The 13279-nt window shown below is 71.9% G+C and carries 16 protein-coding genes and 2 pseudogenes; 3 read left to right on the top strand and 15 right to left on the bottom strand.

Annotation, left to right across the window (positions count from 1 at the left end; translation table 11 throughout):
- Positions 1-787 precede the first annotated feature (787 nt).
- From KPL60_RS24950 to KPL60_RS24945, 3 genes and pseudogenes are all read right to left on the bottom strand, one after another.
- Positions 788-1057, bottom strand: a complete 270-nt coding sequence (locus KPL60_RS24950; protein WP_226367383.1) for a MaoC/PaaZ C-terminal domain-containing protein — start codon at positions 1055-1057, stop codon at positions 788-790.
- A 245-nt stretch (positions 1058-1302) separates the two neighbouring features.
- A pseudogene (locus KPL60_RS35240) lies at positions 1303-1386 on the bottom strand (hypothetical protein); the annotation flags it as partial.
- Positions 1365-1598 carry a hypothetical protein gene (locus KPL60_RS24945; protein ID WP_226367380.1) on the bottom strand — a complete coding sequence of 78 codons (234 nt, stop codon included), beginning with the start codon at positions 1596-1598 and terminating at the stop codon, positions 1365-1367. The gene KPL60_RS24945 and the pseudogene KPL60_RS35240, both read right to left, overlap by 22 nt.
- 21 nt (positions 1599-1619) lie before the next feature.
- Here KPL60_RS24945 and KPL60_RS24940 point away from each other — a divergent pair, with 21 nt between their 5' ends.
- On the top strand, positions 1620-2792 hold the full coding sequence (locus KPL60_RS24940; protein WP_308016825.1) for an RsfS/YbeB/iojap family protein: 1173 nt from the start codon (positions 1620-1622) through the stop codon (positions 2790-2792).
- A 180-nt stretch (positions 2793-2972) separates the two neighbouring features.
- Entirely contained in the window at positions 2973-3197 is a 225-nt protein-coding gene (locus KPL60_RS24935; RefSeq protein ID WP_226367379.1) for a hypothetical protein, read from the top strand.
- Between the two features lie 196 nt (positions 3198-3393).
- On the opposite strand, the pseudogene murA reads toward KPL60_RS24935, so the two are convergent.
- Positions 3394-4552, bottom strand: a pseudogene (gene murA, locus KPL60_RS24930) (UDP-N-acetylglucosamine 1-carboxyvinyltransferase); the annotation flags it as partial.
- Positions 4553-4676: 124 nt separating this feature from the next.
- On the opposite strand from murA, the gene KPL60_RS24925 reads away from it, so the two are divergent.
- Positions 4677-5270, top strand: a complete 594-nt coding sequence (locus KPL60_RS24925; RefSeq protein ID WP_226350078.1) for a cob(I)yrinic acid a,c-diamide adenosyltransferase — start codon at positions 4677-4679, stop codon at positions 5268-5270.
- A 38-nt stretch (positions 5271-5308) separates the two neighbouring features.
- Here KPL60_RS24925 and KPL60_RS24920 read toward each other — a convergent pair whose 3' ends face one another.
- The 11 genes from KPL60_RS24920 to KPL60_RS24870 all read right to left on the bottom strand — a co-directional run.
- Entirely contained in the window at positions 5309-5689 is a 381-nt protein-coding gene (locus tag KPL60_RS24920; RefSeq protein ID WP_255656531.1) for an E3 ubiquitin ligase family protein, read from the bottom strand.
- A complete protein-coding gene (locus KPL60_RS24915; protein WP_226367384.1) occupies positions 5686-6048 on the bottom strand; it encodes a hypothetical protein in 363 nt (120 codons plus the stop codon). The genes KPL60_RS24920 and KPL60_RS24915 overlap by 4 nt, the downstream gene beginning before the upstream one ends.
- Positions 6049-6109: 61 nt before the next feature.
- Positions 6110-6559, bottom strand: a complete 450-nt coding sequence (locus tag KPL60_RS24910) for a DUF2550 domain-containing protein (RefSeq protein ID WP_062397354.1) — start codon at positions 6557-6559, stop codon at positions 6110-6112.
- A gap of 20 nt (positions 6560-6579) precedes the next feature.
- A complete protein-coding gene (locus KPL60_RS24905; RefSeq protein WP_020621465.1) occupies positions 6580-6951 on the bottom strand; it encodes a F0F1 ATP synthase subunit epsilon in 372 nt (123 codons plus the stop codon).
- Between the two features lie 18 nt (positions 6952-6969).
- Entirely contained in the window at positions 6970-8403 is a 1434-nt protein-coding gene (atpD, locus tag KPL60_RS24900; RefSeq protein ID WP_062397356.1) for a F0F1 ATP synthase subunit beta, read from the bottom strand.
- Positions 8403-9401: a F0F1 ATP synthase subunit gamma gene (locus KPL60_RS24895; RefSeq protein WP_226367372.1), complete on the bottom strand. Its 999-nt coding sequence runs from the start codon at positions 9399-9401 to the stop codon at positions 8403-8405. The genes atpD and KPL60_RS24895 overlap by 1 nt, the downstream gene beginning before the upstream one ends.
- Before the next feature lie 12 nt (positions 9402-9413).
- The gene (gene atpA / locus KPL60_RS24890; RefSeq protein ID WP_226350074.1) at positions 9414-11051 is read right to left on the bottom strand and encodes a F0F1 ATP synthase subunit alpha; all 1638 of its coding nucleotides are present in this window, start codon (positions 11049-11051) and stop codon (positions 9414-9416) included.
- Positions 11052-11126: 75 nt separating this feature from the next.
- Positions 11127-11957: a F0F1 ATP synthase subunit delta gene (locus KPL60_RS24885; protein WP_226350073.1), complete on the bottom strand. Its 831-nt coding sequence runs from the start codon at positions 11955-11957 to the stop codon at positions 11127-11129.
- Positions 11957-12505 carry a F0F1 ATP synthase subunit B gene (locus tag KPL60_RS24880; protein ID WP_062397364.1) on the bottom strand — a complete coding sequence of 183 codons (549 nt, stop codon included), beginning with the start codon at positions 12503-12505 and terminating at the stop codon, positions 11957-11959. Before KPL60_RS24880 ends, KPL60_RS24885 begins: the two co-directional genes overlap by 1 nt.
- Positions 12506-12568: 63 nt before the next feature.
- The gene (locus KPL60_RS24875; RefSeq protein WP_020621511.1) at positions 12569-12814 is read right to left on the bottom strand and encodes a F0F1 ATP synthase subunit C; all 246 of its coding nucleotides are present in this window, start codon (positions 12812-12814) and stop codon (positions 12569-12571) included.
- 124 nt (positions 12815-12938) lie between these two features.
- Positions 12939-13279: F0F1 ATP synthase subunit A (locus tag KPL60_RS24870; RefSeq protein ID WP_226367377.1), on the bottom strand; the 341-nt coding region annotated here is incomplete at its 5' end.

The raw sequence follows: 13279 nt of genomic DNA, 5'->3' as shown, positions 1-13279 counted from the left end.
CCGCGAGCCGGTCGCCGCGCTCTACGGCTGCCGATCACGCAGCGCCGAAAGAGTGACGACGCAGCGCAATAGTCGACCATCGGTCACGCTGCGCTGCGCCGATCGGGCTACGGTGATCCTCGTGATCGAGGTCCCCACCCCGACGGTGGCCGGTCTGCTGCTCCGCGCGGTGCCGCAGCCCGTCCGCCGGGACGCCACGCCGCGATTGCAACACCCTCGCCCCGTGGGGCGCGGTGTCGGCGCAGCTCGTGCAGGACTCCGGCGGCGGCGTCGCCGACCACGACGTGCACGTCGACGGCGACCCGGTCCACATCCGTTCCGGGTGTCGTTCCCCTGGCCGTCGTCGGCGGTGCTCGCCGGATGGGCCCGCGCCGCCGCGCCGTCGTCGCTGTGGATTGGATGTCGCGCAGCGAGAACGCCGGGCACCGCCAGCGCGCCGTGCGCGACCTGCTCTGCGTGCACGAGGCGTGGGTGGTGCCGTTCGTGGGTCGCCCCCTGCGGGGAGTACGTCCACGAGATCGGCGCCGACGTCGACCGGTTCGTCCGCGCACCGAGCTGGGCCGCCACCCCGCGCTCCGGCACGCCTACGCCCGCTTCGTGCGGGACAACCCGCGGTTCCTGGCCACCACGCGGCATCGCGCGGTGACCTTCCGCCACCTGGACCACCGGTGGCCGCACCGGGCGACCCGGAACGGACCTACCCGCAGCTCGCGGCGCTCGGACGCGCTGTCCGCCCTCGCCTATCGGGGAGGTCAGGACTACCCGGGGGACCCGGCGCCGCCGCGGGTCACGCGGCGGCGTCCTGAGCGCTCAGGCGGACGCGGCCGCCGCCGTGACCTCCGCGGTTGCCGCGGTCCAGCACCACCTCGCCGTCGACGGCGGTCCGGAAACGCGACCGTGCGTCACCGGTGTCCCACACCGAGACGGTCAGGGACTGGCCGGGCACGACCCGGCCGGGTGAACGGGCGTCCATCGCGACGAGGCGGCGGGCGTCGCCGTCGCAGACGGTCGCGACCAGCGCACGCGTGGTGAACCCGTAGGTGCACATGCCGTGCAGGATCGGCCGGTCGAAACCGCCCTTCGCGGCGAACTCCGGATCGCTGTCAGCGGGTTGCGGTCCCCGGTCAGCCGGTAGAGCAGGGCCTGGCCGGGCGTGGTCCGGTAGGTCACCTCGTGGTCGGGCGCGCGGTCGGGGACGGGGCTCGGCGCGCTGTCACCGCGGGTGCCGCCGAAGCCGCCCTCGCCGCCGAGGAACAACGTCTTCGTGCTGGTCAGAACCGGTTCCCCGGTGCTCGCGTCGACGGCCTCGGTCGGTGCGCACCAGCGCCCCGGACCCTTGTCGAGCACCTCGGTGACCGTCGCGGTCACCCGGACCCGCCCCTCCACCGGCAGCGGGCCGACCACCCGGAACGCCTGCTCGGCGTGCACGACGCGCGAGCGTCCACGTCACCGAGGTCGACCTTCGCGCCCGCGGTGACGATCTCCGCGAACGACGGCAGCACCGCCGTCCGCACGCCCGCGGTGTTCTCCGTGGTCAGCGACAGCTCGGCGGTGGGGTCCTCACCCCCCGCGCCGACGGCGACCGCGTAGAGGAGCACGTCGTCCCGTGCCCACGCGAAGTGACCGGTTCGCACTGGCGTGCCCTCGAGATCGGGCGCCAGGGGCATGGGGAGTCTCCTTCGACGTTCCACCGTGAGGCGGAAACCTATCCCGCCCGGTGCCCGCCGCCAAGCCCCCGGTGCCCGGCTGACACACTGTCGAGGTCAATCGTGGTCGTGAAGGGAAGAGTGGTGGTGACGGCATCACCGGAGGCGGTCGAGCTGGCGAAGGTGGCCGCGGCCGCCGCGGCGACAAGAAGGCCGTCGACATCGTCGCCGCTCGACGTGTCCGACCAGCTCGCGCTGACCGACTGCTTCGTGCTGGCGTCGGGCCCAACGAGCGTCAGGTCCAGGCCATCGTCGACGAGGTCGAGGAGAAGCTGCGCGAGAGCGGCAGCAAGCCGACCGCCGCGAGGGCGACACGACAACGGATGGGTGCTGCTGGACTTCAACGACATCGTCGTGCACGTCATGCACACCGAGCAGCGCGGCTTCTACGGCCTGGACGGCTCTGGAAGGACTGCCCGGCGATCGAGGTGCCCGACCCCCAGGGCGACCCGGACGGCACTGCATGACGCTGCGCCGGTCACCCTGCTGCGGCACGGGCAGACCGAGTACAACTCCGTCGGCCGGATGCAGGGGCACCTGGACACCCGGCTGACCGGGACGCCGGTCGCGCGCAGGCGCGGCGTCGTCGCGCCGCGGCTCGCGCAGGAGCGGTTCGACCGGATCATCACCTCGGACCTGACCCGCGCCCACGACACCGCGACCGCGGTGGCCGAGGCCGTCGGGCTGCCGCTGTCGGTGGACAAGCGGCTGCGGGAGACCCCACCTCGGGGACTGGCAGGGACGCACCATCGCCGAGATCGGTGCCGACGACCCGGGCGCGATCGCCGAGTGGCGGTCCGACCCGCGGTTCACCCCGCCCGCGGGGAGTCCCGGGTCGACGTCGTCGTCCGGTCGCTGCCGGTCGTCGAGGAGCTGGACCTCGAGTACGCCTCCGACCCGAGGAGCGCTCCGTGCTGCTCGTTCGCGCACCGGCGGCATGATCGCCGGGATGGTGTGCGGCTGATCGACCTGCCGCAGTCGTCCTGGCCGGTGATCGGCGGGCTGGGCAACACCGGTGGGCCGTCGTCGCCCGCCGTGACGACCACCCCCGCTGGCGCCTGTCGGGGTACAACATCGCGTGCCTGACCTGCTGGTCGTCGGGGACTCGCTGGCCTTCCACGGACCCGAGCGGCCCTGCCCGGCCGACGAGCCGAGGCTGTGGCCCAACATCGCCGCCGCCGCCTCGGCGGCCGGCGCCGAGATCGTCGCGCGCCGCCGGGTGGACGGCCCGGCACGCCTGGTCGGCGATCACCGGGGACCCCGGCGGTGTGGGCGGCGCTGCCGCGGGTCGGCGCGGTCGTGCTCGGGGTGTCCGGGAGGAACTCGCTGCCGTCCCCGCTGCCGACCGCGCTGCGCGAGCTGATCCCGGTCCTGCGCCCGCCTCGCTGCGCCACGCGGCCCGCAGCGCCTACCGGCGCGCCCAGCCGCGGCTCGCCCCGGCGCTGGCGCGGCTGCCCGGCGGGGGACCGGCGACCCTGCCGCCCCGCCTGACCGTCGCCTACCTGGAACGCTGCCGGGCCGGTGTGCACGCCCTGCGCCCCGGGCTGCGGTGGTGGCGCTGGCACCGTCGGTGCACCGCCGCCGGCCGACTACGGCCTGGCCCACCCGCACCGTGCCGCCACCGACGCCGCGATCCGCCGCTGGGCGGGCCGGCGCCCGGCAGGTGACGGTGCTCGAGGCCCGCCCGGTCGGCGAGCAGACCTCGGTGGGGCACGGCACACCCCGACGGGCGCGCCCGGATGTCGCTGGCCACACCGGCGCGCGGACAGCTCCGGCCGCCCCCGTACGACGGCGTGGTGCCCGTCGGTGCGGGCGTCCGCACCCAGGCGCACCATCTCGTCGACGAAGCGGAAGCGCGCCTCGAACACGTTCTCGGTGATCATCGACGTGCCCTCGGCGACGGCGGACAGCGCGATCGCCATCGGCTGCAGGTCCGTCGCGAAGCCCGGGTAGGGCAGCGTCACGAAGTCGACCGCCTCGGGGCGGCCGGGCATCGTGACCGAGAACTCCTGCTCGGCGGTGGTGACCTCGGCGCCCGCGCTGCGGAGCTTGTCGAGGACCAGGTCGATGTGGTGCGGGTCGACGCCGCGCACGGTGACCTCGCCGCGGGTCATGGCGGCCGCGAACGCCCAGGTGGCACCGACGATCCGGTCCCCGATGACGCGGTGCGTGGTCGGCTGCAGCCCGGCGACGCCGTGCACGGTCAGCGTGGAGCTGCCGACGCCCTCGAGCTTGGCGCCCATCTGCTGCAGCATCACGCAGAGGTCGACGATCTCCGGCTCGCGGGCCGCGTTGTCGATGACGGTCGTGCCCTCGGCGAGCACCGCGGCCATCAGGATGTTCTCGGTCGCCCCGACGCTCGGGAAGTCCAGCCAGATCTGCGCGCCGTGCAGGTCACCCGCCGTCGCGGTGACGCTGCCGTGCACGATGTCGGTGGTCGCGCCCAGCTTGCGCAGCCCGTTCTGGTGCATGTCCAGCGGGCGCGAGCCGATCGCGTCGCCCCGGGGAGGCGGGACGACCGCCCGCCGGCAGCGCGCCACCAGCGGCCCGAGCACGCACACCGACGCGCGCAGCTTGGACACCGACCGGTAGTCGGCCTCCGCCCCGGGGTCGGCGGGCACGTCGATGTGCACGGTCGACCCCTCGATCGCGACCGTGCAGCCCAGGCTCCGCAGGACGTCGGCCATCAGCGGCACGTCCAGGATCTCCGGGCAGTTCTCGAGCGTCGTCCGCCCCTCGGCCAGCAGCGCCGCCGCCATGAGCTTGAGCACGCTGTTCTTCGCCCCGACGACGTCGACGGACCCGCTCAGCCGGGCCCCGCCGTTGACCGCGAAATGCTCCACCACGCCCGGAACGGTAACGGGACCGTCACCGCGCCGGATGCCCGCCCCGGACGGCCCTGACCCTTCGGACCGTCCGGCGCACCCCCGCATCTGGTCGCCGAGGCACCGGCGCCCCTAGCCTGTCGGGGTGGCGGTGCATCTGACGCGGATCTACACGAAGACCGGCGACGACGGTACGACGGCCCTGGGCGACTTCAGCCGGGTCCGGAAGACCGACGCCCGGCTGGCGGCCTACGCCGACACCGACGAGGCGAACGCCGCGATCGGGGTCGCCGTGACCGTCGGGGGACTCCCGGATCGGATCGTCGACCCGCTGCGGCAGATCCAGAACGACCTGTTCGACGTCGGCGCCGACCTGTGCACCCCGATCGTCGAGAACCCCGAGTACCCGCCGCTGCGGGTCACCGAGGGCTACGTGACCCGGCTCGAGGGCTGGTGCGACGAGTTCAACCCCGAGCTGCCCAAGCTCAACTCCTTCATCCTCCCCGGCGGCACCCCCGGGGCGGCGTACCTGCACGTCGCCCGGACCGTCGCCCGGCGTGCCGAGCGGTCGGTGTGGGGCCTGCTGGAGGTCGACCGGGAGCACACCAACCCGCTGACCGCGCAGTACCTCAACCGGCTCTCGGACCTGCTGTTCATCCTCGGCCGGGTCGCGAACCCCGACGGCGACGTCCTGTGGCAGCCGGGCGGCCCGCACGGCGCCCCGACCACCGACGCCTGACCGGACCCGCTCCGGACGGCCCATTCAGGACGGCCCGCTCAGGTCAGCACCGCCACCAGCAGCGCGACGACGGCGCCGCAGCCGAACGCCACGGCCCGCCGCATCGCGGTGCCGCTGCGGCTCCGGCTGCGCTCCAGGTGGTCGCCGCGCTCGGCGACGGTGAGTGTGAGCGGGTGGTCGGCCGCGGCGGACAGGCGTACCCGGTCCCCGGACAGCCGGGCCTCCCCCACCACGGTGAGCCGGGAGCCCGGCTCGATCCGCCACTCGGTGCGCTCGCGGGCCACCGTCGGGTCGACGAGGCGGAACAGGCCGAACTCGCGGCCCTCGCCGTCGTCGGTGACCCGGCGGCGCTCGGCGACCGGGATCTCGGTGTGCGCGTCGCGGGGGTCGACCACGACCTCCGCGCCGCCGTCGGTCAGCCGGAACGGCCGCTCCCGCCGCTGCTCGGCGACGACCTGCCGTTCCTCCCGGTCGTCCGGCCGCGGGAGAGCGCCTCCTCGACGAACCGGAACCAGACCGCGTCGACCCCGGTGAGCGGGGCCGGGCGGGCCTCGTCGTCGAGCGGCTCGACGGTGCCGGACAGCGACACCACCTGGCGGAACGCCGGGGCGTCGAGCTCGTCGCGGACGGAGCCGGCCATGGCGACGAGCTCCGCGACCGTCACCGGGGTCGCGGCCAGGCCGCGCGTCCAGCGGGCGTGCCCGTCGCGGGCCTCGCGGAACGACGTCCACGCCAGCCAGCCGAGAATGCCCGCGAACGCCAGGAAGACCAGATCCACGACGGCAGCATAGAACGGACAGAACGGACGACAGGTCCGTAGAGCTACCGATCCGGCGAGGTCAGGACGCCTCGCGGTAGCCGTGCCCCTGCCCCGGCGGGGTGGACTCCAGCCAGGCCATGAAGCCGGTGCGGACGCCCGCCGACATCGCCAGCTCGACGTCGATGCCCCGGCCGGCGGCGTCGCGGCCGCGGCAGCGCAGCACCTCGACCGCCATCGGGATCGCGAACTCCTCCGACCGGTGCGGCGGCCGCCGGTCGACGATCTCCAGGTCGGCCCGGTCCATCACGACGGTCGCACCGATCCGGAAGCTGGTCAGGCGGTACCAGGCGAACCGCTCGCCCTCGTAGCGCCCGACGCCGAAGTGCCAGTCCGTGACAGCGAAACGGCGGCGCAGACACAGGTCCACACCGCCGTTGCGCATGAGTCGTACCCGCCGTACGGCGAGCCAGACCAGGGGGACGACCAGGCACAGCAGCAGAACTCCGACGAACGCCGCGATGAGCTCCACTGCCGTGCCCGGTCCCCGTACTAGTTCGCCTCGGCCGCCCGAAGGCGGGCCTCGGCCCGGGCGATCGCCGATTTGCCCTCGTCGGTGGACGAGTCGGCGCCGTCGCGCGCCCGCCGGGCCCGCTCGACGTCGATCTCGTCCGCCTGCTCGGCGAACTCGGCCAGGATGGACACCCGCTCCGCCGACACCGACAGGAACCCGCCGTGCACCGCGATGGTGCGCTTCGAGCCGTCGGTGGAGTCGATGCGGACGACCCCGGCCTCTTCCAGCTGGGCCAGCATCGGCTGGTGGCCGGGCAGGATGCCGACCTCGCCGACCGTGGTCCGGGCGAGCACGAAGCGTGCGTCGCCCGACCACAGCCGGCGCTCCACGGAGACCAGCTCCACGGTCATCTCAGCAGGCATCGGTGATCAGCCCTCGAGCTTCTTGCGGTTCTTCTCCAGGTCGTCGAGACCGCCGCAGAGGAAGAACGCCTGCTCGGGGACGTCGTCGAACTCGCCCTTGGCGATCTTGTCGAACGCCTCGATGGTCTCCTTGAGCGGGACCGTCGAGCCCGGCTGGCCGGTGAACTGCTCGGCGACCAGGAGGTTCTGCGACAGGAAGCGCTCGATGCGACGCGCCCGGCCGACGAGCTGCTTGTCCTCCTCGGACAGCTCGTCGATACCGAGGATGGCGATGATGTCCTGCAGGTCGTTGTACTTCTGCAGGATCCGCTTGACCTCGTTGGCGACGCGGAAGTGCTCGTCACCGACGTACTGCGGGTCCAGGATCCGCGAGGTCGAGGTCAGCGGGTCCACCGCCGGGTAGATCCCCTTCTGGGAGATCGGCCGGGAGAGCTCGGTGGTGGCGTCGAGGTGCGCGAACGTCGTCGCCGGAGCCGGGTCGGTGTAGTCGTCCGCGGGGACGTAGATCGCCTGCATCGAGGTGATCGAACGACCACGGGTCGAGGTGATCCGCTCCTGCAGCTCGCCCATCTCGTCGGCCAGGGTGGGCTGGTAGCCCACCGCGGACGGCATGCGGCCGAGGAGGGTCGAGACCTCCTGGCCGGCCTGGGTGAACCGGAAGATGTTGTCGATGAACAGGAGGACGTCCTGCTCCTGCACGTCACGGAAGTACTCCGCCATGGTCAGCGCGGAGAGCGCGACGCGCATACGGGTGCCCGGCGGCTCGTCCATCTGACCGAACACCAGGGCGGTGTTCTTCATGACGCCCGACTCGGTCATCTCCGTGATGAGGTCGTTGCCCTCACGGGTGCGCTCACCGACGCCGGCGAACACCGAGGTGCCACCGAAGTTCAGCGCGACACGCTGGATCATCTCCTGGATCAGCACGGTCTTGCCGACACCGGCACCACCGAACAGACCGATCTTGCCGCCGACGACGTAGGGCGTCATCAGGTCCAGGACCTTGATGCCGGTCTCCAGCATCTCGGTCTTGCCCTCGAGCTCGTCGAAGCGCGGGGCCTTCTGGTGGATCGACCGGAGGTCACCGGTGAACTGGATGGACGGGTCGTCCAGGCAGTCGCCGAGGGCGTTGAACACGTGGCCCTTGACCTGGTCGCCCACCGGCACGGAGATCGGGCGGCCGAGGTCGGTGACCTCCTGGCCGCGCACGACGCCGTCGGTCGGCTGCATGGAGATGGCCCGGACCAGGTTGTCACCCAGGTGCGTGGCGATCTCCAGCGTCAGCTTGCGCTTGTCGCCGGAGAGGTCCACCTCCAGCGTGAGGGCGTTGAGCAGGTTCGGGACCTGGTCACGCGGGAACTCGACGTCGACGACCGGGCCGGTCACCTGGACGACGCGCCCGGTGATCGGGCCGGCCGAAGTTTCGGCGGTCGTGGTCATCAGCTCTCACTTCCTGCGCTGGCGAGAGCGTCGACCCCACCGACGATCTCGCTGATCTCCTGGGTGATCTGTGCCTGGCGAGCCTGGTTGGCCTCCAGGGTCAGGCTACGGATCAGTTCGTTGGCGTTGTCCGTCGCGGCCTTCATGGCCCGCTGCCGGTTCGCCGACTCCGACGCCGCCGACTCCAGCAGGGCCGCGTAGAGGCGGGCCCCGATGTACTTCGGCAGCAGCGCGTCGAAGAGCGTGTCCGGGTCCGGCTCGAACTCGTAGAGCGGCTGGAGCCCCTTGCTCTCCGGGTGGTCCCGCTGGCTCTCGGCCGTGTCGGCGTCGCTGTCGATCTCGTCGACCGGCTTCGCCGAGGCACTGTCGGCCGCGTACTCGACCTCGAGCGGAGCCATCCGCCGGGCCTGCGGCACCTGGGTGATCATGTTCTTGAAGCTGGTGTAGACGAGGTGCAGCTCGTCCACGCCGGTCACACCGTCGGTGTTGCCGTCGTGGTCGTCCTCCCCCGCCATGAACGAGTCGACCAGCGTCCGTGCGGCCTCGGCCGCGTGCTCGTAGCCCGGCTGCTCGGAGAAGCCGGTCCACGACTGCTCGATCTCCCGGTTGCGGAACCGGTAGTACGAGACGCCCTTGCGGCCGATCACGTAGAGGACCGGCTCCTTGCCCTGCTCGCGGAGCAGGGCCTGGAGCTGCTCGGCCTCCTTGAGGACGTTGGCGTTGTAGCCGCCGCACTGACCGCGGTCACTGGTGACGACCAGGACCGCGGCCCGCTTCGGCTGCTCCCGCTCGACGAGCAGCGGGTGGTCCAGCGCCGAGTTCGACGCGAGCTCCGACAGGGTGCTCGTCATCAGCTCGGCGTACGGACGTGCCTCGTCCACCCGCGCCCGGGCCTTCGCGATCCGTGAGGTCGCGATCAGCTCCTGGGAACGGGTGATCTTCTTGATGGACTGCGTCGACCGGATACGCCGGCGCAGCACCCGGATCTGTGCCGCCATCGGGTATCAGCCTCAGTTCTTCTTGACCGTGACGGTCTCCTGCTCGACATCGTCCTCGTCGAGGGCCTTCTCGGCCTTCTCCTTGGGGACGACCGAGGAACCGTCGGACGCGGTGAACTCGTTGCGCTTGAACTCGTCGACCGACTTGGTCAGCGTCTCGACGGCGTCGTCGGAGAGCTTCCCGGTGTCGGTGATCTCGTTCAGGGCGCCGGAGGCGTGGCGACGCGAGTACTCGCGGAACTCCGACTCGAAGCGCTGCACGTCGGCGACGGGCACCGAGTCGAGCTTGCCGGAGGTGCCCAGCCAGATCGAGACGACCTGGTCCTGCACCGAGACCGGCGCGTACTGCGCCTGCTTGAGCAGCTCGACCAGGCGCTCGCCACGGCCCAGAGCGGCGGCCGAGGCGGCGTCGAGGTCGGAACCGAAGGCGGCGAACGCCTCCAGCTCGCGGTACTGCGACAGGTCCAGACGCAGCGAGCCCGAGACCGTCTTCATGGCCTTGATCTGCGCCGAGCCACCGACCCGGGAGACCGAGATACCGACGTTGATCGCCGGCCGGACACCCTGGTTGAACAGGTCGGACTCGAGGAAGACCTGGCCGTCGGTGATCGAGATGACGTTGGTCGGGATGTAGGCCGACACGTCGTTCGCCTTGGTCTCGATGATCGGCAGACCGGTCATCGAGCCCGCGCCGAGCTCGTCCGAGAGCTTCGCGCAGCGCTCCAGCAGACGCGAGTGCAGGTAGAAGACGTCGCCCGGGTAGGCCTCACGGCCCGGCGGGCGGCGCAGCAGCAGCGAGATCGCGCGGTAGGCCTCGGCCTGCTTCGACAGGTCGTCGAACACGATCAGGACGTGCTTGCCCTGGTACATCCAGTGCTGGCCGATGGCCGAGCCGGTGTAGGGCGCGAGCCACTTGAAGCCGGCCGGGTCGGACGCGGGGGCCGCGACGATCGTCGTGTACTCCAGCGCACCGGCGTCCTCGAGGGACTGCCGGACACCGGCGATCGTGGAGCCCTTCTGGCCGATGGCGACGTAGATGCAGCGGACCTGCTTCGACGGGTCGCCCGACTCCCAGTTCTCCTTCTGGTTGATGATCGTGTCGACGCAGACCGCGGTCTTGCCGGTCTTGCGGTCGCCGATCACCAGCTGGCGCTGGCCGCGGCCGATCGGGGTCATGGCGTCGATGGCCTTGATCCCGGTCTGCAGCGGCTCGCCGACGGACTGGCGGTCCATCACGCCGGCCGCCTGGAGCTCGAGCACGCGGCGGGCGTCGCTCTCGACGTCGCCGAGGCCGTCGATCGGGTTGCCCAGCGGGTCGACGACCCGGCCCAGGTAGCCCTCGCCGACCGGCACGGACAGGACCTCGCCGGTGCGGGTGACCTGCTGGCCCTCCTCGAGGCCGGTGTAGTCGCCCAGGACGACCGCACCGATCTCGTTCTGCTCGAGGTTCAGGGCGACGCCGCGGACGCCGCCCTCGAACTCGAGCAGCTCGTTGGTCATGGCCGAGGGCAGACCCTCGACGTGGGCGATGCCGTCACCGGTGTCGGCGACGATCCCGACCTCACGGCGGGACGTGCCGCTCTCCAGCGACGAGACGTAGCTGGAGATCGCACTCCGGATCTCCTCGGAGGAGATCGTCAGCTCTGTCATGGCTGCGTCGTTCCTTCTCTCGAACGGGGTCTTCGGGTCGTTCCGCCGGGGTCCGGCGATCGCGTCCGAAGCAGGTCAGCTGGGCAGGGATCGGCGAGCTGCGGCGAGTCGACCCGCCACACTGCCGTCGATGACCTCGCCGCCGACCTGCACGACCAGGCCTCCGAGGAGGCTCCGGTCGAGCTCGACCTGCAGGGAGATCGTGCGGCCGTACATACGGCCCAGGGTCTCGGCGAGCTTGGTCTCCTGCTCGGAGGAGAGCTCGACGGGTGTGCGCACCTTGGCGACCGAGCGGTCCCGGCGGGCCGCCGCGAGCTCGGCGAGCTCCTCGGCGACGACGTCGAGGTGCCGGCTGCGGGGCAGCCGGACCGCTTCGCGCAGCAGCGTCGCCGTCACCGGGTAGACCTTCTCGCCGAGCACCGAGTCCAGGAGCTGGACGCGACCCTCGACGGGCCGGGCGCCGTCGCCGAGCAGGCTCGCCAGCTGCGGCTCGCGGGCCACGATCCGGCCGAACCGGAACAGCTGGTCCTCGACCTCGTCGAGGGAGCCGTTGCGGTCCGCGATCGCGATGGCCGTGCGGCGGGCCAGGCCCTCCGCGCCGGTGACGATGTCGCGGGCCTTCGACCAGCGCTTGCGCGCCAGCTCGGAGACGAGGTCCACGGTCGGCTGCGAGAGCTGGGACCCGAACAGCCGGCGGACGAGGTCCGCGCGGGCGTCCTCGGGGGAGGACGCGTCGGCCAGCAGGCGCCGGACGGAGCGCTCGGAGTCCAGGAACCGGGCCACCGCGAACAGCTCGTCCGCGGTCGTGGTCAGGTCCCGGGCCGACGCGGAGTCGGTCCAGGAGTCCAGCCGCTCGGTCAGCGCCGCGAGGGACTCACGGCTGGCGGGCTGCAGGACAGCCGCCATCAGTTCGCCCCGCTCCGCTGGGCCACGCCCTGCTGGTCGAGCTCACCGAGAAACGAGTCGATCGTCGCGGAGCGACGCGAGTCGTCGGCCAGCTGCTCGCGCAGCAGGCGCTCGGCCAGCTGGACCGACAGGCCCCCGACCTCGTTGCGCAGAGCACGCTGGGCGGCGTCGCGCGACGCGGCCACCTGCTCCTCGCCACGGGCCTTGATGCGCGCGGCCTCGGCCTCGGCCTCCTCGCGGAGCTCGGCCTTGATCTGCTGGCCCTCGGCCCGGGCGTCGTCGCGGATGCGCGCCGCCTCGGCCCGGAGGCCGGCGAGCTGCTCCTCGTACTCCTTCTTCAGCCGGTCCGCCTGCTCCTGGGTCTCCTGAGCACGCTTGAGGCCGCCCTCGATCGCGTCGGTCCGCTCCTCGTAGAGCGTCTCGAAGCGCGGGACCGCGAACTTCCAGAGCAGGAACAGCAGGATCGCGAACGCGACCACACCGAGCACGAGCTCATCGAGGTGCGGGAGAATCGGAAGCGGCTGTTCGGCGGCGAGAATCAGTTCCACCGTGTGTCCTTCCCTGACATGGCCGCCGGTACCGGGACCGGCATGAGAGTGATCTGCCGGCTCTTACTGCGCGATGAAGAAGAGCACCAGGCCGATCAGCATGACCAGCTCGGCGAGGACGAAGGTGGTCCAGCCGATACCCATCAGCTGGCCGCGGGCCTCCGGCTGGCGGGCGGTGCCGCTGATGACGGCCGACCAGATCAGGCCGACGCCGATACCGGCGCCGATGGCCGAGGCGCCGAACCCGATGGCCGCGAGGCCCGGGTTGATGTTGGCGGCTTCCTGGGCCAGAACCTGGGTGACGTTCACTTCGGGTTTCCTTCCGTCGGGTCCGCGGGATGCGGGTCGTTCGGTGTATCGGCCCGGACGGGCCGGCGGATGAAGCAGGTGGTGCGAGCGCGGTGCAGGCGGCACCGGGGTCTCGGTGGTGCTGTCAGTGGTCCTCGGAGATCGCCGCGCCGATGAACACGGCGGCGAGCAGGGCGAAGACGTAGGCCTGGATGACCTGGACCAGCGCCTCCAGGAACGTGAATGCGATCCCGGCGGCGAACACCACCGGGGACGCGATGACGAGCGCGGAGCCCGCCGACACCAGGAACGCCGCACCCACGGCGGTCAGGGCGAGGATGAGGTGGCCTGCGAACATCGCGGCGAACACACGCAGTGCCAGCGAGAGCGGCTGCACCAGGAACTTCTGCAGCAGCTCGATCACGATGATCAGCGGCGCGATGAAGACCGGGACGCCCGGCGGCAGCGCGGCGTGCTTGATGTAGC

The sequence above is a fragment of the Pseudonocardia sp. ICBG162 genome, assembly GCF_020496225.1.
GTDB classification, from domain to species: Bacteria; Actinomycetota; Actinomycetes; order Mycobacteriales; family Pseudonocardiaceae; genus Pseudonocardia; species Pseudonocardia alni.
This window is presented reverse-complemented; position numbering and strand designations above follow the sequence as displayed.

Coding starts and splice junctions, on each gene's coding strand:
- KPL60_RS24905 (WP_020621465.1), bottom strand. CDS start 6,951: ATGACCGTGGAGCTGGTCTCCGTGGAGCGCCGGCTGTGGTCGGGCGAC.
- atpD (WP_062397356.1), bottom strand. CDS start 8,403: ATGACCACGACCGCCGAAACTTCGGCCGGCCCGATCACCGGGCGCGTC.
- KPL60_RS24895 (WP_226367372.1), bottom strand. CDS start 9,401: ATGGCGGCACAGATCCGGGTGCTGCGCCGGCGTATCCGGTCGACGCAG.
- atpA (WP_226350074.1), bottom strand. CDS start 11,051: ATGACAGAGCTGACGATCTCCTCCGAGGAGATCCGGAGTGCGATCTCC.
- KPL60_RS24885 (WP_226350073.1), bottom strand. CDS start 11,957: ATGGCGGCTGTCCTGCAGCCCGCCAGCCGTGAGTCCCTCGCGGCGCTG.